The 26,906-nt window shown below is 70.8% G+C and carries 16 protein-coding genes; 13 read left to right on the top strand and 3 right to left on the bottom strand.

Features of this window, described 5'->3' with window-relative positions:
- The first annotated feature begins 115 nt into the window (after nt 1-115).
- From ACQ0O7_RS34195 to ACQ0O7_RS34160, 8 genes are all read left to right on the top strand, one after another.
- Nucleotides 116-1,162 (top strand): hypothetical protein, encoded by a 1,047-nt coding sequence (locus ACQ0O7_RS34195; RefSeq protein ID WP_430788449.1) that lies wholly within the window; start codon nt 116-118, stop codon nt 1,160-1,162.
- A 305-nt stretch (nt 1,163-1,467) separates the two neighbouring features.
- The gene (locus ACQ0O7_RS34190; RefSeq protein ID WP_430788447.1) at nt 1,468-4,158 is read left to right on the top strand and encodes an ATP-binding protein; all 2,691 of its coding nucleotides are present in this window, start codon (nt 1,468-1,470) and stop codon (nt 4,156-4,158) included.
- Nucleotides 4,159-4,193: 35 nt separating this feature from the next.
- Entirely contained in the window at nt 4,194-5,315 is a 1,122-nt protein-coding gene (locus ACQ0O7_RS34185; RefSeq protein WP_430788445.1) for a hypothetical protein, read from the top strand.
- A 44-nt stretch (nt 5,316-5,359) separates the two neighbouring features.
- Nucleotides 5,360-6,481 carry a WD40 repeat domain-containing protein gene (locus ACQ0O7_RS34180; RefSeq protein WP_430788443.1) on the top strand — a complete coding sequence of 374 codons (1,122 nt, stop codon included), beginning with the start codon at nt 5,360-5,362 and terminating at the stop codon, nt 6,479-6,481.
- 237 nt (nt 6,482-6,718) lie between these two features.
- The gene (locus ACQ0O7_RS34175; protein WP_430788441.1) at nt 6,719-6,895 is read left to right on the top strand and encodes a hypothetical protein; all 177 of its coding nucleotides are present in this window, start codon (nt 6,719-6,721) and stop codon (nt 6,893-6,895) included.
- A gap of 102 nt (nt 6,896-6,997) precedes the next feature.
- Nucleotides 6,998-8,581: a pectate lyase family protein gene (locus ACQ0O7_RS34170; protein WP_430788439.1), complete on the top strand. Its 1,584-nt coding sequence runs from the start codon at nt 6,998-7,000 to the stop codon at nt 8,579-8,581.
- A gap of 161 nt (nt 8,582-8,742) precedes the next feature.
- The gene (locus tag ACQ0O7_RS34165; protein WP_430788437.1) at nt 8,743-10,692 is read left to right on the top strand and encodes a hypothetical protein; all 1,950 of its coding nucleotides are present in this window, start codon (nt 8,743-8,745) and stop codon (nt 10,690-10,692) included.
- A gap of 23 nt (nt 10,693-10,715) precedes the next feature.
- Nucleotides 10,716-12,239, top strand: a complete 1,524-nt coding sequence (locus tag ACQ0O7_RS34160; protein WP_430788435.1) for an aKG-HExxH-type peptide beta-hydroxylase — start codon at nt 10,716-10,718, stop codon at nt 12,237-12,239.
- Nucleotides 12,240-12,243: 4 nt separating this feature from the next.
- On the opposite strand, the gene fxsT (ACQ0O7_RS34155) is transcribed toward ACQ0O7_RS34160, so the two are convergent.
- Nucleotides 12,244-16,146, bottom strand: coding sequence for an FxSxx-COOH system tetratricopeptide repeat protein (gene fxsT, locus ACQ0O7_RS34155; RefSeq protein WP_430788433.1), 3,903 nt, complete (start codon nt 16,144-16,146; stop codon nt 12,244-12,246).
- Nucleotides 16,147-16,155: 9 nt separating this feature from the next.
- Nucleotides 16,156-17,391 (bottom strand): FxsC protein, encoded by a 1,236-nt coding sequence (gene fsxC / locus ACQ0O7_RS34150; protein WP_430788431.1) that lies wholly within the window; start codon nt 17,389-17,391, stop codon nt 16,156-16,158.
- 338 nt (nt 17,392-17,729) lie between these two features.
- Between fsxC and ACQ0O7_RS34145 the strand changes: the two genes are divergently transcribed.
- Together ACQ0O7_RS34145 and ACQ0O7_RS34140 are read left to right on the top strand one after the other, a co-directional pair.
- Nucleotides 17,730-17,927, top strand: coding sequence for a hypothetical protein (locus ACQ0O7_RS34145; RefSeq protein ID WP_430788429.1), 198 nt, complete (start codon nt 17,730-17,732; stop codon nt 17,925-17,927).
- Nucleotides 17,924-19,090, top strand: a complete 1,167-nt coding sequence (locus tag ACQ0O7_RS34140; RefSeq protein ID WP_430788427.1) for an FxsB family cyclophane-forming radical SAM/SPASM peptide maturase — start codon at nt 17,924-17,926, stop codon at nt 19,088-19,090. The genes ACQ0O7_RS34145 and ACQ0O7_RS34140 overlap by 4 nt, the downstream gene beginning before the upstream one ends.
- Here the strand turns inward: ACQ0O7_RS34140 and ACQ0O7_RS34135 are convergent.
- Nucleotides 19,047-19,871 (bottom strand): aminoglycoside N(3)-acetyltransferase, encoded by an 825-nt coding sequence (locus ACQ0O7_RS34135; protein WP_430788425.1) that lies wholly within the window; start codon nt 19,869-19,871, stop codon nt 19,047-19,049. The genes ACQ0O7_RS34140 and ACQ0O7_RS34135 overlap by 44 nt on opposite strands.
- Nucleotides 19,872-20,104: 233 nt before the next feature.
- Between ACQ0O7_RS34135 and ACQ0O7_RS34130 the strand changes: the two genes are divergently transcribed.
- The 3 genes from ACQ0O7_RS34130 to ACQ0O7_RS34120 all read left to right on the top strand — a co-directional run bounded on the left by ACQ0O7_RS34130 (nt 20,105) and on the right by ACQ0O7_RS34120 (nt 26,888).
- Nucleotides 20,105-21,355, top strand: a complete 1,251-nt coding sequence (locus ACQ0O7_RS34130) for a TIR-like protein FxsC (protein WP_430788423.1) — start codon at nt 20,105-20,107, stop codon at nt 21,353-21,355.
- Nucleotides 21,356-25,255, top strand: a complete 3,900-nt coding sequence (gene fxsT, locus ACQ0O7_RS34125; RefSeq protein ID WP_430788421.1) for an FxSxx-COOH system tetratricopeptide repeat protein — start codon at nt 21,356-21,358, stop codon at nt 25,253-25,255.
- Nucleotides 25,256-25,784: 529 nt separating this feature from the next.
- On the top strand, nt 25,785-26,888 hold the full coding sequence (locus ACQ0O7_RS34120; RefSeq protein WP_430788419.1) for an FxsB family cyclophane-forming radical SAM/SPASM peptide maturase: 1,104 nt from the start codon (nt 25,785-25,787) through the stop codon (nt 26,886-26,888).
- Nucleotides 26,889-26,906: the final 18 nt, after the last annotated feature.

Below are 26,906 nucleotides of genomic sequence, written 5' to 3'. Positions count from 1 at the left end.
CCGGTCGGGTCAGAGGCTGGGGAGGGCATTCAGTATTGATCGGTTTCGGTATCGTCATGCCGCCGTGGCATGTCGATCCCGCCCGGCCCTCCTTTCCTGACATTCCGGGAGAACCATGCGTTCTTTACCGCTTCGTGCGCTGTCCGCACTGACCGCCGTGGCGCTGGGCGCCATCACGGCGCTCACCGCCGGCCCGGCCTCGACAGCCCTCGCAGCGCCGGTCACCACCGCCGCGGCCGATCCGGACGTCGCCGCGCCGACCGGGCGTTACGAGCTCGACTTCACCAACCTCTGGGACGGGCAGGAAGCCACCCTGACCGCGCTGGAGATCTCCGACGACGTCACCGCTCAGCAGGACATCCGTCAGTACGTCGACTGGGGCGACGGGAACTTCTCGTACCTGGACGGTGCCCAGAAGTCGGAGCGGCACAGGTTCTACAACCCCGGCAAGTACACGGTCACCGTCCGGCTCACCGACCGGGCCGGCAACTCGGCGGACGGTGTGTTCGCGAAGACGTCCACGGTCGTCGTGAGCAGGATGCCCGGCACCTTCAAGATCGCCAAGAAGGAGGTGTGGATCGGCGATCCCGCGGTGGTCACGCTGGCCGGCATTCCCCGCGGCGTCACCAAGGTCCGGGTGTGGTGGGGCGACGGCAAGGACACCACGGTCAGCCCGTCGACCAAGCAGGTCAAGCACTACTACAAGAGCTCGACCAGCTGGTCGGTGCGGGTGATGCTGACCAACGCGGCGGGCGAGGCCTACGGGCGGGAGATCGGGGACATCTACGCCGGGTTCGACGAGACCAGCCCTCAGATCCGGCTCACCAAACCCAAGAAGCCGTCGTATGTGTCGTCCTGGCGCACCGTGAAGGGCACCGTCCGTGACGTCGGTCGCGGCACGTCCGAAGTGGGCGCCGCGTTCATCGAGCAGCGCGGCAGCCGCTGGTACTACTACACCGGCAAGAAGTGGGTCAAAGCCAAGTCGCTCAACCAGGCGCTGAAGAAGACCAGGACCGTGGTGGTGCGGCCGTCCACGAAGAACACCTGGCAAATCAAGATCAAGGGCCTCAAGAAGGGCACCTTGTACGTCTTCTACACCGCTGTGGACAAGAACGGCAACCAGGCGGAGGCGAAGGTAAAGAAGCAGAAGCTGACTCGATGAACGGCGTTCCGGGTCCACGGCCCGGGACGAAGTAGGCGATCACCGAAGCGTCTCGCGCGGCCACCGGGCAGGCAGCCACCGCCGTCTATCCTGGATGGAGTCGACCACGGTGCCGGCCGCCGGCGGAAGGCACACCGACGGCCGGACGATCCCGATCTGCGGCCCCCGTTCGATCTTGCCGCAGAGAGGGAAGTCGTGATCAGCATGAGACCACTCGCGATGCACATGACCGAGCCCGTCCCGGCGTACCGCGGCGAAATCGCAGGTCGTGAATGCTCTGACGGTCGGATAACACAGGACTTCTCATGTCTGCACGTGACGGCATGACCGGTCCGGTGCCCGCCCGGCGGGAGCTGCGGGACCGGTTCGCCGAGCTCTACCAGGCCGCCGGGAAGCCGCTCTACGCGACGGTCGCCAAACACACCCGGTTCAATCTGGCGGAGGCCGGGGCGCCCGCCGCGAACATCGACAAGCAGCGGATATCGAGCTGGCTGTCGGCGGCGAACCCGATGACCCCGGACACCTTCGCGAAGCTGCGGGCGTTCGTCGCGGCGCTTACCGAACTGGCCGAGAAACGGCGGGTCACCGTGCCGGCCTGGAGCGAACGCGACTGGCGGTCCCAGTGGGAGCGGGCCCGGCAGCGGCAGCGGACGAAACCCGCCGAATCCGTCAAGAGCACCCGCTGGGCGCTGCCGCCGGACACCCTGGCGTTCACCGGCCGGGTCGCCGAGCTGGAACAGTTCGCCACCGGGGGCGCGGTGTCGATCCACGCCATCGACGGGATGCCCGGCGTGGGCAAGACCGCGCTCGCGGTGCACGCCGCCCACCGGCTCGCGGACCGGTTCCCGGACGGCCGGATCTTCCTCGACCTGCACGCCCACACCCCCGGCCAGCCGCCCACCGACCCGGCCGACGCACTGGCCACGCTGCTGACCGCGGACGGCGTCGACCCGAGCGGGGTGCCCGAGTCGCTGGACGGCCGGGCCGCGCTGTGGCGGTCCCGCTCGGCGGCGAAACGGATCCTGCTGGTGATCGACAACGCGTCCGGCAGCGAGCAGATCAAGCCGCTGCTGCCCGGCAACCCGGAGTGCACGGTGCTGGTCACCAGCCGGCGCCGGCTGGGTGACCTGCCGGGCCGCACCCGGCACCTCACACTGGGCCTGCTGCCACCGGACCAGGCGCGGGCGATGTTCCGGAACCAGGCGCCGCGGGCCGGCCGGGAGCCGGTCGCCGAGGTGGACGAGGTGGTCACCCTGGCCGGCCGGCTGCCGCTGGCGATCTCCCTGCTGGCCAAGGTCTACACCGCGCACGGGGTCTGGACCCTGGCCGACCTGCGGGCGGAGATCCGGGCCCGGCTGCTGACGCTGACCGCCGAGCACGCCACCGTCGCGGCGGCCTTCGATCTGTCGTACGACACCCTGCCCCCGGCCCGGCAGGACTTCCTGCTGCACCTGGCGTTGCATCCGGGTGTCGACATCGACCCGTTCGCGGCGGCCGTCCTGGCCGGTGGCTCGCCCGACGACGCGGTGCGCGAGCTGGACGCCCTGCACCGGGAGAACCTGCTGATCGAGGTCGGGTACCGCCGTTACGGGATGCACGACCTGATCCGCAGTTACGCCGAGGCCCGTTCCGCCGGCCTGCCGGAACCGGCCCGGCGGGCGGCCCGGACCCGGCTGCTCGACTACTACCAGCACACCGCCACCGCGGCCGGCCGGTACCTGTCGCCGTACACCCTGCCGTCCCCGGCCGAGCCGCCGTCGCAGTGGGCCGGTCCGGAGCTGACCGGCAGCCCGTCGGCGCTGGCCTGGGCCCGCGCCGAGCGGGCCAACCTGCTGGCCGCCCTGGCCGGTTCCCGGGCCGGCGATCCGGCCCGGTTCATCGGGCTGGCCGCGAGCCTGGCCGGGCTGCTGCGGACCGACGGCCCGTGGACCGAGGCGCAGGTGATCCACGAGGCGGCCGCCGACGCCGCACGCCATCGCGAGGATCCGCTGGCGGAGGCGTACGCCCTGGTCTGCGCCGCCGACACGCACCGCCTGCGCGGCGGGTACGACAGCGCCGAGCGGGCCCTCTCCCGCGCCCTCGTCCTCTACCGCGATCTGGGTTCCCGGCTCGGCCAGGGCAACGTCCTGGTGCTGCTCGGCATGCTGCGGTACTCGGTCGGCGACCACGCGAGCGCGGAGGTGATGCTGGAGGAGGCGCTCGGCCACCACACCGGGATGGGCGACCGCCGGGGTGAGGCCAACGCGCTGCTGCAGTTGAGCGTCGTCCGGTACATGGGCTCCGATCTGGCCGGCGCGGTCGACCTGCTGGACCGGTCCCTGCAGCGGTCCCGTGGCCTGCACGATCTGCCGGCGCTGGCGTCGACGCTGATGGTCCTGGGGTACGTGCACCGGATGCGCGGCGACTACCCGGCGGCCGAGGAGGTGCTGACCGAGGGGCTGGCGCTGTGCCGGGAACTCGGCGACCCGATCCGGGAGGCGAACACGCTGAGCCACCTGGGCGCGGTCCTGCAGCGCACCGGGGACCGGGCCGGCGCGGCCGAGGCACTGACCCTGTCGGTCGAGCGCAGCCGGGCGGGCGGCATCCGGCTCGGCCTGGCGACCGGGCTGGTCTTCCTGGGCACACTGCACCGGGAGAACGGCGATCCGGCCGCCGCGATCAAGACCCTGACCGAGGCCGTCGACCTGGTCCGTGAACTCGGCGTCCGGGGCGGCGAGGTGGAGACGCTCAACGAGCTGGGGGCGGCGTACCGGGATCTCGGGGATCTGGATCTTGCGGTTGACCATCATCGGCGGGCGCTCGCCCTGGCTCAGGAGATCGACAGCGTCGCTGACGAGGCGCACTCGCACGCCGGGCTGGGCCGCACCGAGTCGGCGGCGGGCCGGACCGATCTCGCGGTGGAGCACCTGCGGATCGCACTCGCCCTGTTCACCAAGATCGGTTCGGGGGAGGCCGCCGAGGTCGCCGCGGTACTCGATCTGCTCGATCCCCCGTAGGATCTGCGCAACCGCATGGGGGATGAGGTTTCTTCGTGATTCGCAGTGCAGCACTGTTGGGCCTCGGCGCGCTCGCCGGAGCCCTGTTCGCGGGGGCACCGGCGCAGGCCGCCGGCCACCCGCTCTACTTCCTGATCGATCCGGTGGTCAACAACGGCAAGCCGATCGTTCTCGGCCACGATCCCCAGGTGAAGATCACGGTGCCGGTCCGCGCCGAGATCTGGGATCCGTCCGGTGGCGTGGACCTCGCGGACGGCATGCTGAAGAGCCGGAAGGGCGCGTTCTTCCAGTTCCTGAACGGCCCGGTCGGCGACAACATGGAGTGCGTCCAGGCCGCCGCGGACACGTCGATCTGCACCGGCACCGCGACGTTCGGCTCGTCCGCCATGTCCAATTCGGATGCCGGAAGCACGGTCATCGTGGACATCAGCGGTTATGCCCGGGACGTCTCCCGGTTCCACCGGATCAGCGAGCCCGCCGACGAGGTGCCGATCCGCAAGCAGACCCGGCTGACCACCGCGAACGCCACGCCGGAGCCGGCGCGCAAGGGCGGCACGCTCACCGTGACCGGCAAGCTCGCCCAGCCGGACTGGAACTACTACGAGGCCGACGGTACGCAGCGGATCGTGGGCTACGGCGGCCAGTCGGTGGCGTTGCAGTTCCGCAAGGCCGGGTCGGCGACCTTCAGCACGGTCAAGACGGTGAAGAGCGCGAGCGACGGCACCCTGCGCACCACCGCCGCGGCATCCTGGTCGGGCGAGTGGCGCTGGTCGTTCGGCGGCAGTTCGACGTCCGCCGCCGCCACCTCCGGGTCGGACGCGGTCACCCTGCTCAAGGTGGCGAAGCTGACCGCGAACGCGGCGCCGGAGCCGGTCCGCAAGAACCGCACGCTCACCGTCACCGGCAAGCTGACCAGGGCGACCACCGACGCGGCGACCACCTTCTCCGGGTACGGCGGCCAGTCGGTGAAGCTCCAGTTCCGCAAGGCCGGAAGCAGCCAGTACAAGACGGTCAAGACGGTCCGGACCAACGCCAAGGGCGACCTGAAGACCACGGTCAAGGCCACCGCGACCGGCTACTGGCGCTGGGTCTTCACCGGGAACTCGACGGTCGCTCCGGTGTCCGCGACGGGTGACCACGTCAAGGTCAAGAAGTAATAAAACCGTAAAAAACGGACTAAAAGCTCCGTTAGCGTACGAACATGGGTATCAGGAAAGTCGCAGGCACCGTCGCCGTGGCCCTGCTCGGGTTCGCCGTCCCGCAACCCGCGCAGGCCCGGCCGGCCGACGCCGAAACCGTCCGTCCCCGCGCTGTCGTCTCCGGAGTGAACGGCCGGATCGCGCTCCGCCCGGACGGCAGACAGTTCGCCACCGTCGACGGCGGCACGGTCCGGCAGTGGAGCGCGGTCACCGGGGCCCCGGCCGGAACGCCGATCACCGGCATCACCGGGACCGTCCACGCCATCGAGTTCGGCGCCGACGGTGACCTGCTGGCCGTCGCCGGGGACAGTGGGGTGTCACTGTGGGACCCGGCCACCGGGCAGCGGACCACCCGGCAGTTGACCGGCCACACCGGACCGGTGCGCGCGGTGGTCTTCAGCGCGGCCGGCGACGCGGTGGCCACCGCCGGCGACGACGGGACGGCCCGGCTCTGGGATCCGGCCACCGGCCGGCTGCTGCACACCCTGACCGGGCATGCCGGCGGCGTTCGCAACGTGGTGTTCACCCGGGACGGCAGGCGCCTGGCCACCACCGGTGCCGACAACACGGTCCGGCTGTGGGACGCGGGCACCGGTCGGTCCATCGGTGAACCGCTGACCGTCAACCCCGGCCCGGTCTACGCGACCAGCTTCAGCCCCGACGGCCGGCTGCTGGCCGCGTCCGGTGGCAGCAACGTGGTGCGGTTCTGGAACCCGGCCACCGGCGACCCGGCCGGGTCGCAGATCGCCACCGTCGCCGGGCCGGTCTACTCCCTCACCTTCAGCCTCGGCAAGAAGCTGCTGGCCACCTCGGCCGGCGACACCGGCACCGTCCAGGTGTGGGACACCACCACCCGCAGGGCCGCCCTCGCGCCGCTCACCGGGCACACCGGGCCGGTGCGGGCCATGCGGTACGTCCGGGGCGGCAACCTGCTGGCCACCGGTGGGGACGACGGGACCGTGCGGATGTGGAGCACGGCCACCGGCAGCCTGGAGGGCGCACCGCTGACCGGGCACGACGGCGCGGTGTGGTCGCTGCGCATCGTCCCCGGCAAACGCCTGATCACCGCCGCCGCCGACGGCAAGGTGCGGCTGTGGCGCTTCACCGACCGGGACGACGCCTGACCCGGCCGGAGGCGGCACACGGTCGACTGAAAGCACGGACGTTCGACGATGCGTCCGGTCGGCGGAGTGACGGCTCCGGTGGTGGCGGCAAGCCCGGCAGGCGCGACGACATCATCGTCTGCGGGGGCGTCGTGCTGAAGTCCGACAAGCTCGGGTCCCGCGTTCCGATGCGGGACCCGGGCCGGTTCGCCCTGGTCGTGGCCGCGCCGATCCTCGTGCGGGTGGGCCGGTCGAAAGGTGAGGGCCCGGATCGTCGAGGGTGAGGTCGACACCCGGCTGATGTGGACCAGGGGCCGGCCGGCGCAGCCGCGGGATCCGGGCCTGCTGGTGCGCGGTGCTCTCCCGACGAATCTCGACGTGCTGCCCGCGCTGTATTTCGCGTACCTGTTCTTCCCCTATCGCACGCCGCGGTAACGGCTGTGGCGGCTGTCACAGTTGATCGAGGGCAACCGAACGGCCGCCGTCACACACCACTGTTTCGTCCCCAGCATGCGAGACGAAACAGGTGAAAGCCAGATGAAACGATCTACCGCTCTGCGGTTCTCCGCCGTCGCCGGTGTGGCCGCGGTGGGTGCGGGCATCGCGCTCGGCATGCCGCAGGAGAACGCCTCGGCCGCCACCAACGTGGCCAGCGGGTTCGCCAGCGCCAACGGCGGCACCAGCGGCGGCAGCGGCGGCGCCGTGGTGCGGGCCACCACCGGGACGCAGATCCATCAGGCGCTGTGCACCCGGGCCGCGGTGGACACCCCCATCGTCATCGAGGTGCAGGGCACGATCAACCACGCCAACACCGCCAAGGTCTCCGGCAAGAGCTGCAACACCGCGGCCGGCCTGATCGAGCTCAAGGGCATCAGCAACGTCACCATCCTCGGGGTGGGCAGCGGCGCCGTCTTCGACCAGCTGGGCATCCACATCCGGGACTCCAGCAACATCATCGTCCAGAACGTGACGGTGAAGAACGTGAAGAAGTCGGGTTCGCCGCTGTCCAACGGTGGTGACGCGATCAGCATGGAGAGCACGGTCCGCAACGTCTGGGTCGACCACGTCACCCTGGAGGCGTCCGGCGGCGAGTCGGAGGGCTTCGACGGCCTGTTCGACATGAAGGACGACACCCGGTTCGTCACCCTGTCGTACAGCATCCTGCGCAATTCCGGCCGTGGTGGCCTGGTCGGGTCGAGCGAGACCGACACCGGCAACAGCTTCATCACCTACCACCACAACAAATACGAGAACATCGATTCACGTACGCCGTTGCTGCGTGGCGGTGTCGCGCACATGTTCAACAACCACTACCTGAAGCTGAACGAGTCGGGCATCAACTCGCGGGCCGGCGCCAAGGCGAAGGTGGACAACAACTACTTCGAGGACTCCAAGGACGTCCTCGGCACCTTCTACACCAGCGCGGCCGGCACCTGGCACACCTCGGGCAACGTGCTGGACAACGTGAAGTGGTCGGCGAAGGGCAGCGAGTACAACCCGGCCGGCCCGAGCATGGCCTCCACCACCACGGTCAGCGTGCCGTACACCGCGACCCTGGACAGCGCGTCCTGCGTGCCGGCGATCGTGGCGGCGACGGCCGGCGCCGGCAAGGGCCTGAAGGTGTCGGACGGTAAGTGCACGCCGGCCGCGACCCCGACGACGGCCGCCCCGACGGCGGCTCCGACCACGGCGGCCCCGACGGCGGCTCCGACCACGGCGGCCCCGACGGCAGCCCCGACCACGGCTCCGACGACCGGCGCTCCGGTGACCGGCACCAACCTCAGCCTGACCGCGGGCGCCGACGGTTCCAGCAAGGCGAGCGGCACCAGCTACGGCAACGTCCGCGACGGCAAGACCAGCACCGTCTGGTCCCCGAACGGCGCGACCGGCGAGGTCTCGGTCAAGTGGGCGTCGGCCGCCAAGGTCGCCAAGGTGAACGTGGTGGGTTCCGGGATCACCGGATTCCAGCTGGTCAACGGCAGCACCGGCGCGGTTCTGAAGTCGGGCACCGGGGCGGGCGTGGTGACCTTCCCGTCGACGTCGCTGACCAAGCTGACCCTCAAGATCACCAGCTCCTCCGGTACGCCGAAGGTGGCCGAGCTGGAGACCTACGCCTCCTGATCCCCGGCCGAACCGCTCCCGTCGCGACGAAACGGGAGCGGTTCGTCCGTTCGGGTGAGACACATACGGTGATCTTCGATGTAGCGTCCCCTGTGACATCGACTCCGATGTCCTGTGTCACGGGGAATCGCATGCGTAACCGAAGGATCAGTGCCGCCGTCGTGGCCGCACTCACGGGATCCACTGTGCTCGGCGCCACGCCGGCGCTGGCCGACTCCAGCAAGACCCTGGCCATCAAGTCCGTCGGCGATCTGGTCGTGGACGCGGCCCGTCAGCGGGTCATCGTCAGCGACCCGGAGAGCGGAAAGATCGTCGCGACCAGGTACGACGGCACCGTCGTCGCCACCGCGACCGGTCTGCCCCGGATCGCCGGCCTGGCACTCTCCTCCGACGGCGACAAGCTCTACGGCGCGCTGGAATCCGGCGGGAAGATCGTCGCGCTCGCGGCCGCCACCCTCACCGAACCGGTCCACTACCAGCTGGGTGCCGGTGTCTACCCGCTGGCGCTGGAGAACGCGGGTGGCAAGCTCTGGTTCACCTACGACGACTTCGGCTCGTTCCCGTCGGCCGGTGGCGGTGGCAACATCGGCTCGCTCGACCTGAGCGGCACCGATCCGGTCGTGACGTTGGAGCAGGACACCACCGGGGCCTACGGCCTCTGGTCCGGCGCGCCCCAGCTGACCTCCGCTCCGGGTGACAGCGGACTGATCGCCGCCTTCGACCCGGGCACCTCCAGCGGGCGGGTCGCCGTCTACAACGTGTCCGGCGGCACCTTCACCAGGACCGGAACGCGCGGGGTCACCGACGGCTACACCCGGTCCGTGGCGTTCAGCCCGGACGGCAGCCAGGTGGTGGCGGCCGACGCGTCCTCGGTGACCGTCGTCGGCAGCACCGACCTGGAGCCGATCGGTTCCTACCCGGTCGACGGCTGGGTCCGGGCGGTGTCCGTCGCGTCGGACGGCACGGTGGCGGCCGGTGGCGACCGGGTGCAGACCTTCGCGCCGGGCGGCACCGCGCCGATCCGGAGTTACGCCCTTCCGCACACCGACCCGGTCTCCTCCGGCAACGACCAGGTGGCCGACCGGGCGCTGGCCTGGGAGCCGGGCGGCAACCGGCTGTTCGCGATCACCGACAACTACTCGGCGATCCACCACCTGCGGGTCTACACCGAGCCGAAGAAGTCGCAGCCGGTGCTGAAGCTGTCCGGGCCGGCGTCGGCGACCCGCGGCAAGGCGGTCACCGTCACCGGCTCGCTCACCGCGTCGCTGCCGCTGCCGGCCGGCACCCCGGTCAGCATCACCCGCACCGACATCGAATACCCGAACGGCAAGTCGCTGGGCACCAAGACGATCGCCGCCAACGGGTCGTTCTCGTTCACCGACACCACCTCGGCCGGTGGCACCGTCACCTACAAGGCCGCCTACGCCGGGGATGCCACCCGGTCGGCGATCACGGCGTCCAAGTCGGTCGCGGTCTCCCGCACGGCCACGTCGCTGTCGCTGACCAACAACGGCAAGACTTACGCGTACGGCAAGACTGTCACGTTCACGGCGCGGCTCGGGACCACGTACAAGAACAAGGTCGTCGAGATCTGGGCCGACCCGAGCGGAGCCGACCAGGGCAAACGGCTGCTGAAGCGGGCCACCGTCAGCAAGACCGGCCACGTGTCGGCGAACCTCAAGCTGACCCGCAACACCTATGTGTCCGCGGTGTTCACCGGTGACGCCCGGACCGCCCCGAAGACCGTCACCGCCACCGTCGGCACCAAGGTCAACGTGTCGGTGAAGCTGAGCGGCTACTACAAGAGCGGCAAGATCAGCGGTACGACCTACCGGTACTACCGGGTCAAGAACAAGGCGAAGTTCACCATCAAGATGACCGCCGCCCCGAAGCCTCGGAAGGCATACGTCTCGGTGCAGTTCCATTACCGGGGCAAGTGGCGGGCCTGGGCCAACGGCTACTACCCGGCGACCGAGAAGTTCGACATCGTCGGCAAGGGCTTCCAGGGCTACAAGTTCCGGCTCCGGACCGCGTACGTGAAGGGGAACTCGGGCGACAGCCTGAACACCACGACCTGGACGCCGTACCAGTATCTGACCTTCACCAAGTAACCGGATCGATGCCAGGATGAGGCGTGCGGACGCTGCCGTTGACTGTCGACGAGTTCGACGGTCTGGCGTCCGGGCACGGCTCCGACCAGGCACTCGCCCACCTCGCGGCGGGCCGGGCGGCGAAGCGGCGGCTGCTGCTCTGGGGTGCGGTGCGCGACGCCCGCCGGCTCGGCCTTCCGGTCGAGGACGCGGTCGATCTGCTGCGGCGGGCCCTGGAGCGGTCCGCCGCGGCGGTCGGCGAGGTGCTCACCCATCCGCAGGTGGACGCCTGGGCGGCCGGGTTCCCGGACCGTCCGGACGTCGGCTACCTGCTCGAACTGGCGGCGGCCGGTGCGGTGCGCGCCGGGCTGCCGTTCACTGTGGACGTCACCGGCGCGCTGCACCTGCCGGGGCTCGGGCTGATCGACGCCGGTCCGGCCCGGCTGGTCTTCGACGGGAGCCGGTTCACCGCTAACGGTGAGCCGGTGCCGATGCGGTCTCTCCACCGGCTCGATCTGACCGATGTGGACGGCCCGGTCGTGGTGATCGACGACCGGGACCGCTATCGCGACCGCTACGCCGAACCGGTGGCCGACCGGATGGCCGACCCGGACCGGTTCGCCGTCCAATGGCGCGCGGCCTGGCAGCTGCTGGCCCGCGACCATCCGGCCCACGCGCGGGCGGTCCGGGCACTGCTCCGGTCGTTCGTCCCACTCGCCCCGGCGGAGGGGCCCGGTGAGCGCAGCGGTGTCAGCAACCGGGCCAACGGGTCGATCGCCATCGCCCCACCGGCCACCCCGGCGGCGCTGGCCCGCCTGGTGCTGCACGAGACCCAGCACCTCAAACTCGACGCCCTGCTCGACCTGGTCGACCTCACCCGGGGTGACGGCCGGCCCCGCCACCACGCGCCGTGGCGTGGTGATCTCCGCCCGGTCCGGTCACTGCTGCAGGGCACGTACGCGCATCTCGGTGTCGCCGAGTTCTGGCGGGGACGCGACGTCCGGCAGTTCGCCTACTGGCACGGGCAGACCGCGCGGGCGGCGGCCACCCTGGCCGGATCCGGCGAGCTGACCGCCGACGGCGAGCGATTCGTCGCCGGGATGCGGGCCACCCTGGACGGCTGGGCGGCCGATCCGGTGCCGGCCGCCGACCGGCACGCGGTCCAGGTGTGCACCCGGGTCAGCGAGCTGGTGTGGCGTCTCGGCGTCCGCGCGCTGCCCGAGGAGGCCACGTCCGCCCTGGTCACCGCCTGGCGGGCGGGCGACCCGGCGCCCTCGTCGGAGGGCGGGATCCGGGTGGGCCGAGCCGGTGGGGCGCGGGTGCGGATCCTGGCCGCGATCCACGGCGGCCCGGTCACCGACGGCGACCGGGAACTGCTCGCCGGTGCCGACCGGGCCGCCGCCGAGCAGTTCGCGCGGCGGATCCGGGCCGGTCAGGGCACCGACGACGACTGGGCCGGCCTGGCCGTGGCGGTGGACCACACCACCCGGCCGGAGGTGGCCCGGGATCTCTACCCGGTGGTGCGCCCGGCCGACCCCCGCGAGCTGCTGCGCTGGTCGGCCGGCTGACCGGTCAGGTGGGTGGCAGCTCGATGTCCACGTCGATCCGGCGGGCCTCGGTGGCGGCGATCGTGTACGGGTGGGACGCCCCCAGGAACTCCGCGCACCGCTCCTGGACCCGGGGCAGTTCGGCGCGCGCCTGCGGGCCGTCCCGGCGCTCCCGGGCGCTCAGGGCCAGATTGACCTCGGCGGCCAGGGTGGTCGGGTGCCGCTCGCCGAGCCGGTCGGTGAGACGGCGCACCACGTCCACGTCCAGGAGGTACGCCTCCTCGACGGCCCCGCCCTTGAACCGCCCGGTGGCCACGCTCATCTGCGCGATCAGGGTGTGCGGGTGGGCCGGGCCGAGCACCGACAGCAGCCCGGTGGCCGCCTCCTCGGCCCGTTCCCGGGACCCGGTCAGGTCCCCGTGGGCGCGCTCGATCATCGCCAGGTTGGCCAGCGCGGCGAGCCGGAACGGGTGGCGCGGATTGTGCCGGTCCCGGAAGTAGTCGTGCACCCGCTGGGCGTGTTTGCGGCCCTCGCCGGACCGGCCCGACCACCACATCGCGCAGGCCAGCTCCAGTTCGGCCGCGATGGTGTCGGGATGCTGCGGGCCGCCCAGCGTGACCAGCCGGTCGTAGGCCTCGTCGGCCAGGGCGTACCCGCGGAGGGACTCGCCGACCAGCCGCAGCACCCCGGCCAGGTTGGTGGCGATCCGCCAGGTCAGGATGGCGTCCTCGGCCCGGCCGCGCTGGCCCTCGAAGAGCGGTTCCAGCTGCTCCAGCGCGGCCCGCTGGCGGCCGGTGGCCCGCAGCAGCCCGGCGATGTTGTCCTGGCTGGTCGGGATGCGGTAGTCGTTCGAGGTGAAGGCGTGCCGCGGATAGCTCGCGATCACCTCCTCCTGCCCGGCCAGCGCGGCGGCGAAGTCACCGGTGAGCCGGATCGACAGGGCCAGGTTGTTCTGCTGCATGATGGTGCGCTCGTGGCTCGGCCCGAACGCCTCCCGGGTCCGCGGCGCGTTGCGCTCGTCCAGTTCCCGGGCCCGGCCGAACTCGCCGAGCGCGCGCAGCGAGGCGGCCAGGCCGGTGGTCGCCATCAGGGTGTAGGCGTGCGTCTCGCCGAGGCCGGGCGCCTTGGTCATCCGCTCCACCACGTCGAGGTCGATCTCGTACGCCCGGCGGGCCTGCCCGGACGAGCGCAGGATGTTGCCCAGCTCGGACTGGAGCCGCAGGGTGAGCGTGTCGTCCTTACCGTGCAGCTCGACCCACCTGTCGTAGACCCGGGTGGCCAGGTCCTCGGCGCCGCCGAAGTCGTTGCGGTTGCGCAGATAGCTGGCCAGGTCCAGGAACAGCCGCCGGACGTCGTCGCGGGGCGCGTCGACCGCGCCGGTGGCCTCCAGGTGGGCCCGCAGCTCCTCGTAGACCGGCCAGTTGTCGCGGTCCTCCCGGGGGCCGCGCCGGACCCCGGCCAGGATGCGCCAGAGCTCGGCGCTGGTGGCCCGCTGCTCCTCGGGGCTCAGCCCGTCCCGGATGATCCGCTGGGTGAGCCGGTGCACCACCGCGCCGCCACCGGGAGAGGTGTTGACCCGGGCCAGCGCGTACCGGCCGATCACGCTGATCAGCGTCCGCTGCAGCAGCGGATCGTGCATGGTCGGGTCGATCTCGGCCAGGTGGTCGGAGAGCCGTTCGCTCTCCAGCAGCCGGAACGGGATCGCCTCCGGCGCCAGGAACGCGAACAGGCGCAGCAGCCGGGCGGCGGCCGGGCTCTCCGAGGCCAGCCGCTCGTACGACAGCCGGACGCTGGCCGTGGTGGACGGCTGGTTGGGCGGCGCCTGCTGGTCGAGCACCTGCGCGGTCCGGCCGCGCAGCTCGGCCAGGTAGTCGTCCGGGGTGGAACCGGTCAGAGAGAGCCAGGCGGCGGCCTGTTCGAGCGCCAGCGGCAGGTCGCCGAGCGCGTCGGCGATCCGGTCGGCGTCCGCGGCGGTCAGCCCGCGCACCCGCCGTTGCAGCAGCTCCACGCTCTCGCCACGGGCGAAGACCTCGACGTCCAGCCGGGGCACATGGTATTTCTCGGACCAGTGCGGGTTGCGCGACGTGATGATCACGTGCCCGGTGCCGGCCGGGATGACGTCGTGCAGGTCCTCCGGGGAGTCGGCGTTGTCCAGCACGATCAGCCAGCGCGACGACGGCTCACCCTTGCGCAGCATCTCCCGGACCGCGAGCACCCGCTCCTCGGCGTTGCCCGGCAGCCCCAGACGCTCGGCCAGCTCGGCGAGGCTGGTGCGGACCCGGTCGGTCTGCACCGCGGAGATCCACCACACGATGTCGTACGCGGCGGCGAAGCGGTGGGCGTACTCCAGGGCGATCTGGGTCTTCCCGACACCGTTGATGCCCTCCAGGGCGACCCGGCCACCCTCCGCCGGGTCGGCCGCCGCCAGCTGGTCGCGGAGTGCCTCCAGCAGCTTGTGCCGTCCGGAGAAGCTGGCGTTGCGGACCAGCTGGAGGTTCCAGTACTTCGCTTGCAGACGTGGGTAGCGGATGTGCCCGTCGGCGTCCTGCGACGGGGTATGGCCCGGGTCGGCCTGGATTTTCAGAGCGTCGAGCACGACGTCGAGCGCACGGTCGTTGCCGATCCTGGTCAGGTCCACGTTCGGATAACGGCGCAGGGCGGCCGGGAGTGGCACCGAACCGGTCTGGAGCAGGACGGCGAAGTCGCCGGCCTCCCCACTGCGGCGGTGCAGGGCGTCGGCCAGCCGGTCGTTCTCCGGGAACGTGTCGTAGTCGCGGGAGATCAGCGTGACCGCCCGGTCGAACGCGTCCAGGTTCGGTGCTTCCGCCCCGGCGAAGTGGAGCTGCGGGTTGTGGCCGCTGCGCAGCAGCCGCTCCCGCAGCCATTCGGCGTAGATCCGGTCCAGCGGCACGTAGTTGATCAGGATGCGGTTCGGCTCGACCGGGTCGGAGCGCTCGAACATCCGCAGGTAGCGCTGTCGCACACTGTCCTCGATGGGCAGTGCCGCCAGCTGCGGGCCGGCGATCCGGCGGGCCAGGCGGAGGTACGGGGCGAGCAGCGAGTTCTCCAGGTTCGGCTGGTCGCCGAAGGTCGCGAGGATCTCCTCGTACGCGTAGTAGGCGCGGTACGGCAGCTCGATCGAGCCCCAGTACTCCTCCGGGTCGTGGACGCCGGACTGGGCCATCAACGGCGCGAACATCCGGTACGCGTACGCCCGGCCGCGCTCCAGCCGGCGCTGCTCGCCGTCCTCGACCCGGGTCGGCACCGGCAGCACCCGGGGCAGCCGGCCGCCGCGCGCCTCCCGGGCCCGCACGATCGACTTGGACACCGCCGCCGAGCCCTCGATGCTCTGGGTGTTCAGGGTGAAGCAGGTGACCACGGTGTCCGGCATCTCGACGGTGCAGATGCCGGCCGTGTCACTCAGCCCGGTGCGGCTGTCGATCAGGACGAAGTCGTACTCGCCGAGCATCCGCCGGCGCAGCTCGGGGAAGAACTCGCTGCCCCGGGCCCGCCAGAACGCGTCCCAGCCGAAGGTGCTGACGATCTTCGAGTACGGCGGGCCCTGCCGCCCGGCGCCCAGGAAGTCCAGTCGCCCGGTGCCGAAGTCCCACTCCAGCGACACGGTGTATTCACGGAAGTCGGTGATCTCCAGCGGATCCTCGTCACCACCCATCGCCGCGTCGGAGAACCGGCGGATCATCTCGATCACACCGTCGGTCTCACGCAGGTTCTTGTCCCGCAGGAACGGGTGGAAGTAGCGGTGCAGGCCGGGTGACTCCAGGTCCCAGTCGACGGTGAGCACCCGGTAGCCGTTGGCGGCCAGGATCCACGCGATGTTGGCCAGCGCCATGGTCCGGCCGGTGCCGCCCTTGTACGAGTAGAACGTGACGATCTGCCCGGATGTCCGGTTGTCGGCTGCGCTAGTCATGGACACCTCTCAGGGACCCCGCAGGATTGGCCGTTCCGACTGCTCGGTGCCGGACGGCGGATGGCCGTTGCGGTAGAGCCGGTTCTGTCCCTCCTCCAAGGCCTCGACCAGCTGTCTGCCGAAACTCTCCGGCGTCGGGAGCCGCCCGAGGTAGAGCGCGCCGGACTGGCCGAGGAACCGGCCGAGCGTCTGCCGTACGTCGAAGAGCAGCTCGTCGCGGCTCAGGTCACTCTCCGGATCGGCGCTGTTGACCGGGACCAGCACGGCGGCGTCGGCCAGCCCGGAGAGGTCCGCCTCGGTCAGCCGGCGGCGGCTGTCCGGCAGCCGGGTGGACCACGGATCCACCAGCAGGACGACCAGGTCGTTGGCCTCCCGGGCCTGGTCCAGGGTGCGCCGCAGGTCCTTCAGGTCGGCCACCTCGGAGCCGAACATCCGCCCGGCCGCGACCGCCTGGGCCTGGTCGATCAGCGGCTGTGGGTGCAGCGGGCGGTAGGGCGCCCACTCGGTCGCGTCCTTGCCGTAGTAGTCGACCTGCGCCCGGATCTGCTCCATGTCGTCGCGGGAGCCGGCGGCCACCACGAACCGCACGTTGCGGCTGCCGCGGGTCAGAGCCGGCCCGTCGTCGCCGGACTCGGGCGGCGCGAACGCGTTGGGGGTGCGGGACGGGACCGGCAGCGGCCAGTAGTCGCGCAGCGGATGCCGGCCGGCGGTCTCCACCACCCGGTCGGCCAGCGCGCGGACGAACGCACGGTACTGCGAGCGCATCGACCGCAGGCGCACGAACTGCCGCAACGGGCGGCGCGGGTCGGCCGGGTCGACGGCGGCGAACTCCGGGAAGCCGCTCGGCAGGTCCCGCACCGCTGACCAGCGCAGTGGGATCAGTGACGGCGCGGTCCGGCCGGTCTCGTCCCGGAAGCGGCGCAACCGCTCCTGGAAGATCCACCAGTGCCGGCCGGCGCTGGTGTTCAGCAGCAGGCGGGGTGAGCAGAGCGGCAGCAGGGTCTGGCAGGTGGCCAGTGCGGGGGCGTCGGCGGGCGGCCAGGTGTCGGCGCCGGGCTCGAGGTCGGTGGCGAGCACTCCGGCCGCGGTCCGCCGGCCCGGACCGGACCGGGTGGCCACCTCGCGGCTGAGATCCCGGAAGAACTCCTCGACATAGGTGTCGTCGTCGCCGCGCACATGACTGATCAGGAAATAGGGCACGTGCTCCGCCGGCGCCGCGGATGCGTCCACGGTGGGATCACGCATCACATCGTCACCGGCTCGGGCATGCGGAGGACGATAAAGGCCCGCCGCGTCATCTTTCTGTCGCCATTCCGACAGTGCGCCCGGACATGATCCGATCGAGGCGGACGCGGCCGGGGATACCGGGACCGAGCACCGCGTCCACCTCCCGTCCCGGTGAAGTCAGCGAGAACACCCACGATAGAGGCTTAATGGTCGGCAGGACTGTCAAGCAGCTAATTTTGCGTTCGAAGTGTGATGCGGCATCGGCTGATGGAATTGACATTCAGTCGACGTCGATCTATAGCTTGATGCTGGACGATCGGGCTCGGGAAAGCCGTTCAACCGGGGAGTGGATGTCGATGCGCGCCTTTGACGATCCGATCGTGCGGACCGCGCTGCCGGATCTCCCCGACGAGTTCGGCGCGCTGCTTACCGGCCCGCTCGACCCGGAGCTGGACGCCGCCCTCGGCGCGGCCCTGCGGCGGGTCCGCGACGGTGACCACACCTCCGAGTTCCAGAGCGCGGCGCCCGACGGCCCGGACAGCGCCCCGGGGTGACCTGGGCGGCGGAGAGAGAGCGGCCCTTCCGCGACGTCGTCGTCAAGGTGCACGGCAGATGCAACCTGGCCTGCGACTACTGCTACGTCTATCAGCATCACGATCAGAGCTGGCGGCGCAAACCCGCGGCGATGAGCCGGCCCACCGCCGAGGTGCTGGCCCGGCGCCTCGCCGAGCACGCCGCGGCACACGATCTGCGGGACCTGCGGGTGATCCTGCACGGTGGTGAGCCGCTGCTGGCCGGGCTGGACTTCCTCACCTACCTGGTGCGGACCGTCCGGGCCGAGGTCCCGTCCGGGACCGGGGTGCGGTTCACCGTCCAGACCAACGGGGTGCTGCTCGACGAGCGGGCGCTGCGGGTCTTCGCCGACGAGGACGTCCGGATCGGGATCAGCCTGGACGGCTCCCGGGCCACCAACGACCGGCACCGGCGGTTCGCCGGCGGGCGCAGCAGCCATCCCGCCGTGGTCCGGGCGCTGGGCCTGCTGCGTGGCGACCGGTTCCGCCATCTCTACGCCGGGATCCTGTGCACGATCGACGCCGGCAGCGATCCGGTCGAGACCTACGAGCATCTGCTGTCGTACGAGCCGCCCGCTCTTGATCTGCTCCTGCCGCACGGGAACCGGGTCAGCCCGCCGCCCGGCCGCCCGGTGGACGAGCGCCGGTCGGCCTACGGGCCGTGGCTGACCGCGGTGTTCGACAGGTGGTACGGCGCGCCCCGGGTGGAGACCCGGATCCGGCTCTTCGAGAGCCTGCTCGACCTGCTGCTCGGCGGGCACAGCGGCACCGAGGCGCTGGGTCTCGACCCGATCGACATCGTCACCGTGGAGACGGACGGCTCGATCGAGCAGAGCGACATCCTCAAGACCGCCGCCGAGGGGGCCGCCGAGACCGGGTTGCACCTGCTCACCGCCTCGCTGGAACAGGCCGCCGGGCACCCGGGCATCCGGGCCCGCCGGTCCGGGCTGGCCGGCCTGGGCGCCGAGTGCCGGGTCTGCCCGGTGGTCCGGGTCTGCGGCGGCGGCCTGTACGCGCACCGCTTCGACGGCACCGGCTTCGCCAACCGCAGCGTCTACTGCCCCGACCTGTACAGCCTGATCGCGCACGTGCACGAACGGCTCACCGTGGATCTGCGCCGGCGCCGGCGTCGCGGATTCGGCTGAACCACCCGGTGGCGTACTTGACCGCGTCCGGAACGGCGAACAGCCGGCACTCGGCCCGGCCCACCCGGCCGGTGGTCACCGCGTCGGTCTCCCGTTCGAAGTCCCGGCCCAGGTCGGCGAAGTCCCGGTCGTCCAGCACCACGTCCCGGTACTCCAGCCAGCGCCGCCCGCCGTCCGGGGTGCGGACCGCGCACGCGTAGGTCCGCCACACGGGCGCCGGCTGCCGGTACTCGGCCAGGTGGAACGCGGTGGCCCGGGCGAAACCGACCCCCAGCAGCAGGGTGTCCGCGCCGGCCGCGTCGAGTGCGGCGAGCGGGGACGCCTCGCCGAGGTGACAGTCGGTGTCGTGGCGGCCCATCAGTTCGGCCGCCCGGGGCCCGACGGCGGCGAACGAGGTCTGCGGGTGGGTGCTGCGGACCGCGCCCGGCCAGGTGCGCACCTGCTCGGTGATCACCCCGACCCGGACGCTCGGGCTGCGCTCCGGATCGAAGCCGGGCAGCGTGTCGCGGATGGCCGGCCACCAGGCCTCGGGCGGGCGCGGGACCCAGGTCGACGGGTCCCGGTTGTCGGCGGTCTGGCTGGGCACCACCAGGGTGCCGTCCGGGCCGAGCACGTCGAGCAGCGCGTGCACGACGGTGAGCGCGCCGCCGCTGACCCAGCCGAGGGAGCTCAGCGACGTGTGGATCAGCAGGATGCCGCCGGGCCGGACGCCGAGTGCCCGCAGGTCGTCCGAAACCGATTCCCGCGTTTGTGGTGCCGGTCCTGCGTAGTTGACCACCATCAGCGGATTGTGACATCACGAAAGTCGCGAAGTAATCCTCCGGCCGCTTTACGAAGATCACCCCAAAGCGTGAAGGGCACAGTCCGGCAAATGCCGGGATTCCCGCTTTCCGGGGATGAAAATCCGACAACGACTTTTGTACGGCCGTACTGTTCACTAATTGTCGGGATCAATATACTGTCCGTTACGCGGCACCGTCCGCCGCCGGGGTTCCAACCTTTGCCGGAGAACGCGTGCTGTACTTCTTCCTCAGTTACGCTCGCGGGAGCGACGACACCTACGTGCGCAACTTCTTCACTGATCTCTGTGTCGAGGTGCGCCTTCTCGCCGGATTACGGGAGAGCGACGAGGTCGGCTTTCTCGACAACGAGAGCATCGAGCCCGGCGACGTCTGGGCCGCGACCCTGGTCGACGCCCTCTCCCGGTGCCGCTCGTTCCTGCCGCTCTGCTCGCCACGCTTCTTCCTGAGCGAGCCCTGCGGCCGGGAGTGGGCGATCTTCGACTCCCGGATCCGCCTGCACGAGCAGGTCCACCGGACCCGCCCGTCCACCCTGATCCCGCTGCGCTGGCTGCCGTCCAAGCTGATGCCGGAGTTCGCGGCCCGCCTGCAGTACTTCGTCGAACCCCAGCTCGACGGCCAGCAGCCCAACCCGGGCATCCGCCAGCTGATGCGCCTGACCCGCAACCGGGACGACTACCTGGAATTCGTCACCCGGCTGGCCACCCGGATAGTCGACGCCGCGCACTCCGACCCCTTGCAGGACGGGCCCCGGGATCTGGACTGGCACAACGTACCCAGTGCGTTTCCGCTCCCGGCCGACCTGCCCGCGCTGCGCCCACCCCCGCCGGTGGTCAACTCACACCCGGTGGCCAGCAGCGCCAACCGGGTGCACTTCGTGGTGTCCGCGCCGACCAGCGAGGCGGCCGGCCAGCCGCCGGTCGGGCGCAACGACGTCTCCTACTACGGCGCCGAGCCGGCCGACTGGGCGCCGTACCGTCCGCACTCGCCGGAGCCGATAGTCGCCTACGCCGCCAAGGTCGCGTTCCGCGCCGATCTGGAGTCCCGGGTGATCCCGGTGGAGAAGCTCGACGAGACCCTGGCCGAGGCCCGGGACAACAACCAGGTCGTGGTGATCCTGGTGGACGCCTGGAGCACCCGGATCCCGCGCAACCGGGAGATCCTGCGGGAGTACGACGAACGCGCCGAGCGCCCGGCCGCGGTGATGATCCCGGTGAACAGCGCCGACGACGAGAGCCACCGCAATAGCATGGCGCTGGCCGACTCGGTCCGGGAGACCTTCCCCGGCAACTGGAACCAGCGGGAGGACTCCCGGTTCCGGTGGCGTGTCCTCGACCTGTCGAACTTCGAGCCGGAACTGCAGACGGTCCTCGCCGAGTCCCGCAACCGGATCTTCGCCGACCCGGTGATCCGCCGTCCTCTGCCCCCCGCTACGGCCGAGCGACCGATCCTCGAAGGACCCTAGATGAGCAGCAACGGGCACATCGTGACGTTCTACTCCTACAAAGGTGGCACCGGGCGCACCATGGCGGTGGCCAACACGGCCTGGCTGCTGGCCGCCAACGGGCTCCGGGTGCTGGTCGTCGACTGGGACCTGGAGTCGCCCGGCCTGCACCGGTACCTGCACCCGTTCCTGGTCGACAAGGGCCTGACCGCCTCACCCGGCGTGATCGACATGATCCGCGACTACGCGGCCGCCGCCGTCGAACCGGGACACGGCGAGGAGGACGACTGGATCCTGGAGCGCGCCGCGGTGCTCGACTACGCGGTGTCGCTGACCTGGTCCGGGTTCCCCGACGGGGCCGGCATCGACCTGCTGTCGGCCGGCCAGCAGGACCGGTCGTACGCCCGCCGGGTCAGCACCTTCGACTGGGCCAGCTTCTGGGACCGGCTGGGCGGCGGCGCGTTCATCGACGCGCTGGCGCAGAACATGCGACGGCACTACGACTACATCCTGATCGACAGCCGGACCGGTCTCAGCGACAGCGCCGGCATCTGCACCGTCCAGCTGCCGGACACCGTGGTCAACTGCTTCACCCTGAGCACCCAGAGCATCGACGGCGCGGTCTCGGTGGCCCAGTCGATCACCGCCCAGCGCGATCGGCACCCGGTCCGGATGCTTCCGGTGCCGATGCGGGTGGAGGACGCCGAGCAGCTCAAACTCGACGCCGGGCGGGACTACGCGCGCAGCGAGTTCCGGCCGTTCCTGAACGCGGCGGGCGAGGCGTTCGAACGCTACTGGGGTGACGTGGAGATCCCCTACAAGGCCTTCTTCGCGTACGAGGAGACCCTCGCGCCGTTCGCCGACCGCCCGATGCTGGAGAACTCGCTGCTCGCCGCGTACGAACGGCTGGCCGGCTGGATCACCATGGGCCGGGTGCGGCGGCTCGAACCGATGGACGACAAGCTGCGCCGGGACTGGCTCGCCCAGTTCGAGCGACGCCGGCCGGCCGTCTCGTCCGAGGTGCTGGTCAGCTACGCCCCACCGGACCGGATGTGGGCCGAGTGGATCTCGGCCGAGCTGACCGCGGTCGGGTTGCGGCCGATGCTGTCCGACGCCGAGTTCGCCGGCAGCACCGACTTCGAGGCCGAGCTGGACCGCGGGCTGGCCGGCGCCCGGTACGCGCTGTTCCTGCTCTCCCGGGACATGCTCAACTCGCCGCACGCGCTGTCGGTGTGGCGGCGGATCATCCGGCAGGAGACCGGTAGCCGGAAGCTGCTCACCCCGATCCGGATCGACGGCACCCGCCTGGAGCCGCCGTACAACGGCCGGATCGCCACCGACCTGACCGGCACGTCCGCCGAGCGGGCCCGCGAGCTGCTGGCCGCCGCGGTCGGCACCACACCGGGCCCGGCGCACGGGACCCGGACCGGCCCGCGGTTCCCGGGCACCCTGCCGCCGGTCTGGAACGTGCCGCAGCGCAACACCGACTTCACCGGCCGCGGCGTGGTGCTGGAACAGCTGCGGGACCGGCTGTCGGCGAGCGTGACGGCGGTGGTCCCGCAGGCGCTGTTCGGGCTCGGCGGTGTCGGCAAGACGCAGCTGGCCATCGAGTACGCGCACCGGTTCGCCGCCAACTACGACATGGTCTGGTGGATCTCCGCCGAACAGCCGCACCTGGCCCGGTCGGCACTCGCCGATCTGGGGCGCGAGCTGCACCTGGAACGGGGCGAGAACCTCGACGAATCGGTGCGGATCGTCGGTGAGGCACTCCGGCAGGGGCGCCCGTACCAGCGATGGCTGTTGATCTTCGACAACGTGGACCAGCCGGAGTCGATCCGGGACATCATCCCGCAGGGCGCCGGGCACATCCTGCTGACCTCGCGCAACCAGGCGTGGAACCAGGAGGCGCGGGCGGTCCAGCTGGGCGTGTTCGACCGGGCCGAATCGGTCGCGCTGCTGACCCGCCGGGTGCGCAACCTGAGCCGCGCCGACGCCGAACAGGTGGCCGACCGGCTCGGTGACCTGCCGCTGGCCATCGAGCAGGCGGCCTCCTGGCTGAACACCACGGCGATGGACGTGCCGCAGTACCTGGAGCTGCTGGACACCCAGCTGCTGCGGATGCTCGACGAGAACCCGCCGCTCGGCTACGAGAAGACCACCGCCGCGACCTGGCTGCTGTCGCTGGAACGGCTCCGCGAGCGGACCCCGGCGGCGGCGATGCTGCTGGAGGTGTGCGCCTTCTTCGCGCCCGAGCCGATCTCCACCAAGCTGATCTACAGCAGCCGGATGACCCAGGTGCTGCTGCCGCTGGACCCCACCCTGCGCGACCCGATCCTGCAGGGCCGGCTGATCCGCGAGATCGGCCGGTACGCGCTGGCCACCACCAACACCGCACAGACCAGCATCCAGATCCACCGGCTGGTGCAGGCGGTGATCAGCAACAGCCTCGGCCCGGAGGCCCGCGCGCAGAACCGGATCGACGTGCAACTGGTGCTCGCGTCCTACGACCGCGGCGACCCGGACGTCCAGGACAACCATCCGGCGTACGCCACTCTCTGGCCCCACCTGCGGCACTGTGGCGCGCTGGAGTCCGAGGACCCGGCGGTCCGGCAGCTGGTCGTCGAGGTCGCCCGCTACCTCTACCAGGCGGGGGACTTCTCCAGCAGTCAGCAGCTGGCCGAGGACGCGCTGGCCAGCTGGCGGGACCGTTTCGGCGACGACTCGACCACCCTGCTGATGAATTTCACCCTGGCCAACGTGCTGCGCCTGCAGGCCCGCTTCGAGGACGCGTACGAGCTGGACAACCGCGCGTTCGAGCTGCTCAACCAGCTGGTCGGGCCGGATCACCCGTACACCGTGATGGTGGCCGGCGGTCTCGGTGCCGACCTGTGCGCGCTGGGCCGCTACCCGGAGGCGCTGATGCGGTCCGAGGAGGCCTCCCGGATGGCCACCGAGATCTTCGGTGAGGACCACTCGCGCACCCTGATGGCGGCCAACAACGTCGGGCTGTCACTTCGGCTGATCGGGAGTTTCAGCCGGGCCCTCGACATCGACGAGGAGGTCTACACCCGGGGCCGGCGGGTGAACGGGCCGGGTCACCGCAACACGCTCAGCTCCGCCGACAACTACGCTCACGACCTGCGCGCGGTCGGCCGGTTCCGGGAGGCCCGGGAGCTGCTGGAGACCACCCTCGCGATGTCCCGGGAGACGCTTGGCGAGAACAGCCTGCCATCCCTGCGGTACGCCCGCAGCCTCGCCACCACGCTGCGCAAACTGGGCGAGTTCGCGGCCGCCCGGGCGCTGACCGACGACACCCTGCGCCGGTACCGCGACACCCTCGGCCTGAACCACCCGGAAGCCCTGTCCTGCCTGATGAACCGGGCCTGCGAGGAGTCCGCGCTGAGCCACTTCGCCGAGGCGCGGCGGTCCGCGGAGCAGGCGGCCAGCGGGTTGCGCCGGGCCTATCCGGAGAACCACCCGTTCGTTCTGGCCGGGCTGAACAACGTCGCCGTCTTCACCCGGCAGGCCGGTGGGCTGACCGAGTCCCGCGCGCTGACCGAGAGCATCCTCGGGCGGTTCCGCGCGACAGTCGGTCAGGAGCACCCGTACACCCTGTCGACCCAGGTCAACCTGGCCAACGAACTGTTCGAGGCCGGGGAGTACGCCGCCGCGCTGGACCTGGACGAGGAGACCTACCGGGCGATGATCGAGGTGCTCGGGCCGACCAACCCGGACAGCATCGCGGCCGCCAACAACGTCGCCATCAGCCGCCGGGTGGCCGGGGACGAGCGGGGCGCGAGCGATCTGCGGACCGATGTGATCGCCCGGGCCGTGGAGGTGCTCGGGCGGGAACACCCGAACGTGGTGGCGATAAGAGAGAGACGCCGTCTCAACTGCGACATCACCCCACCCTCGATCTGACGAGGCAAGTTGTCCGCGGACTGGTGCACGAATGGGCGATTTGGAGTACTTAGTCGGACATGACCTGGGCTCACATATCGGATTTAGCAGGACTTATGCGATTTGCCGTTCAAGGGTCCACTCTTGATCACTATCCGGCCGCTGACTACGATTCGGGCACGGCGGAATGCGTCATGTGATCTACTCGAACTGACTGTTTCACCAGCTCCGCCGAATCAACCTATCCCGGGTCTCAGCGAGGTTCGATCATGCGTGGCGATACAGATGGTGGACTCGAGGTCTTGGCGATGCGCGCGCTCCAGTCGATGCCGGCCCTGACGCAGCAGAGGCCGGTCCTCGGTAGCGTGGTGGCCCGCTGCTTCCAGGAGGTCCGGGACTCCGGCTCGCGATTCCAGTCTTACATCGGAAAAGAGCCCGAATCAACCCGCTATGTAGGGTAAGTCGGAGTCGCCGTCGCGGCCGGGTGACGTCGGTGCCCGAATCGAGGGATGTCCTGTGCTGAGGTGCCGCGGGCTGGAATGATGCCCGGGTGTCCGAAGCGGTCCGTCAGATCGTGTTGAAGCTGCACAGTCGATGTAACTTATCGTGCACCTACTGCTACGTGTACCACAGCCTGGACCAGGGGTGGATGCGTCAGCCGGTCACGATGAGTGAGGATACCCGTCTGCGGGTCGCCGAGCGGATAGCCGAGCACGCCGAACGCCATCGACTCACCGATCTGTCCGTCGTGCTGCACGGCGGCGAACCACTGCTGGCCGGGCACGACGCGGTCGCCGCCACCCTGACCACACTCCGGGCCGCGGTCCCGGCCGGCACCCGGCTGGACTTCGGCATCCAGACCAACGGCATCCTGCTCGACGACCGCTACCTGGAGATCTTCCACGAGCATCGGGTGCACGTCGGGGTGAGCCTGGACGGTGGCGCCGCCGCCAACGACAGGCACCGGGTCTACGTCAGCGGGCGGGGCTCGTACGACCGGGCCGCCGCCGGACTGCGCGCCCTGGCCCGGCCGGAGCACCGCGACATCTACGGCGGCATCCTCTGCACCATCGACGTCCGCAACGATCCGGTGGCCGTCCTCCGCGACCTGCTGGCCTTCGACCCGCCGGCCATCGACCTGCTGCTGCCACACGGCAACTGGACCACCCCGCCACCCCGGCCGGCCGGGGCGATGACGTACGCCGCATGGTTGATCGCGGTCTTCGACCACTGGTACGACGCGCCCGCCGGAACCCGGATCCGGCTCTTCGAGTCGATGATGATGCGCCTGCTCGGCGGCGAGAGCAGCACTGAGGCGATCGGCGGCGAACAGCCCGGCATCGTGGTGATCGAGACGGACGGCAGCTACGAGGAGACCGACTCGCTCAAGACCACCGCGGACGGGGCCGCCGTCACCGGGCTGAGCGTGGCCGGGCACTCCCTGGACGACGTGCTGGCCCGGGTCGGCGCGCCGGCCCCACCGTCGGCGACCTGCCTGGAGTGCCCGGTCTTCGCGGTGTGTGCCGGTGGACTGCGGGCGCACCGGTACCGGGACGGGTCGTTCGACCATCCGTCGGCGTACTGCGACGACCTCTACGCGGTGATCGACCACATCCGTAACCGGGTCACCGCCGACCTGGCCGTCCTCGGCTGAGGTCAAGGCCAGGTCGCG

The sequence above is a fragment of the Actinoplanes sp. G11-F43 genome, from assembly GCF_050589265.1.
In the GTDB taxonomy this organism is placed as follows: domain Bacteria; phylum Actinomycetota; class Actinomycetes; order Mycobacteriales; family Micromonosporaceae; genus Actinoplanes.
This window is presented reverse-complemented; position numbering and strand designations above follow the sequence as displayed.

What these genes read in the sequence shown, in the direction of transcription:
- ACQ0O7_RS34195 (WP_430788449.1), top strand. Translation starts at nt 116, where the DNA reads ATGCGTTCTTTACCGCTTCGTGCGCTGTCCGCACTGACCGCCGTGGCG.
- ACQ0O7_RS34190 (WP_430788447.1), top strand. Translation starts at nt 1,468, where the DNA reads ATGTCTGCACGTGACGGCATGACCGGTCCGGTGCCCGCCCGGCGGGAG.
- ACQ0O7_RS34180 (WP_430788443.1), top strand. Translation starts at nt 5,360, where the DNA reads ATGGGTATCAGGAAAGTCGCAGGCACCGTCGCCGTGGCCCTGCTCGGG.
- ACQ0O7_RS34170 (WP_430788439.1), top strand. Translation starts at nt 6,998, where the DNA reads ATGAAACGATCTACCGCTCTGCGGTTCTCCGCCGTCGCCGGTGTGGCC.
- fxsT (WP_430788433.1), bottom strand. Translation starts at nt 16,146, where the DNA reads ATGACTAGCGCAGCCGACAACCGGACATCCGGGCAGATCGTCACGTTC.
- fsxC (WP_430788431.1), bottom strand. Translation starts at nt 17,391, where the DNA reads ATGCGTGATCCCACCGTGGACGCATCCGCGGCGCCGGCGGAGCACGTG.
- ACQ0O7_RS34145 (WP_430788429.1), top strand. Translation starts at nt 17,730, where the DNA reads ATGCGCGCCTTTGACGATCCGATCGTGCGGACCGCGCTGCCGGATCTC.
- ACQ0O7_RS34135 (WP_430788425.1), bottom strand. Translation starts at nt 19,871, where the DNA reads ATGGTGGTCAACTACGCAGGACCGGCACCACAAACGCGGGAATCGGTT.
- fxsT (WP_430788421.1), top strand. Translation starts at nt 21,356, where the DNA reads ATGAGCAGCAACGGGCACATCGTGACGTTCTACTCCTACAAAGGTGGC.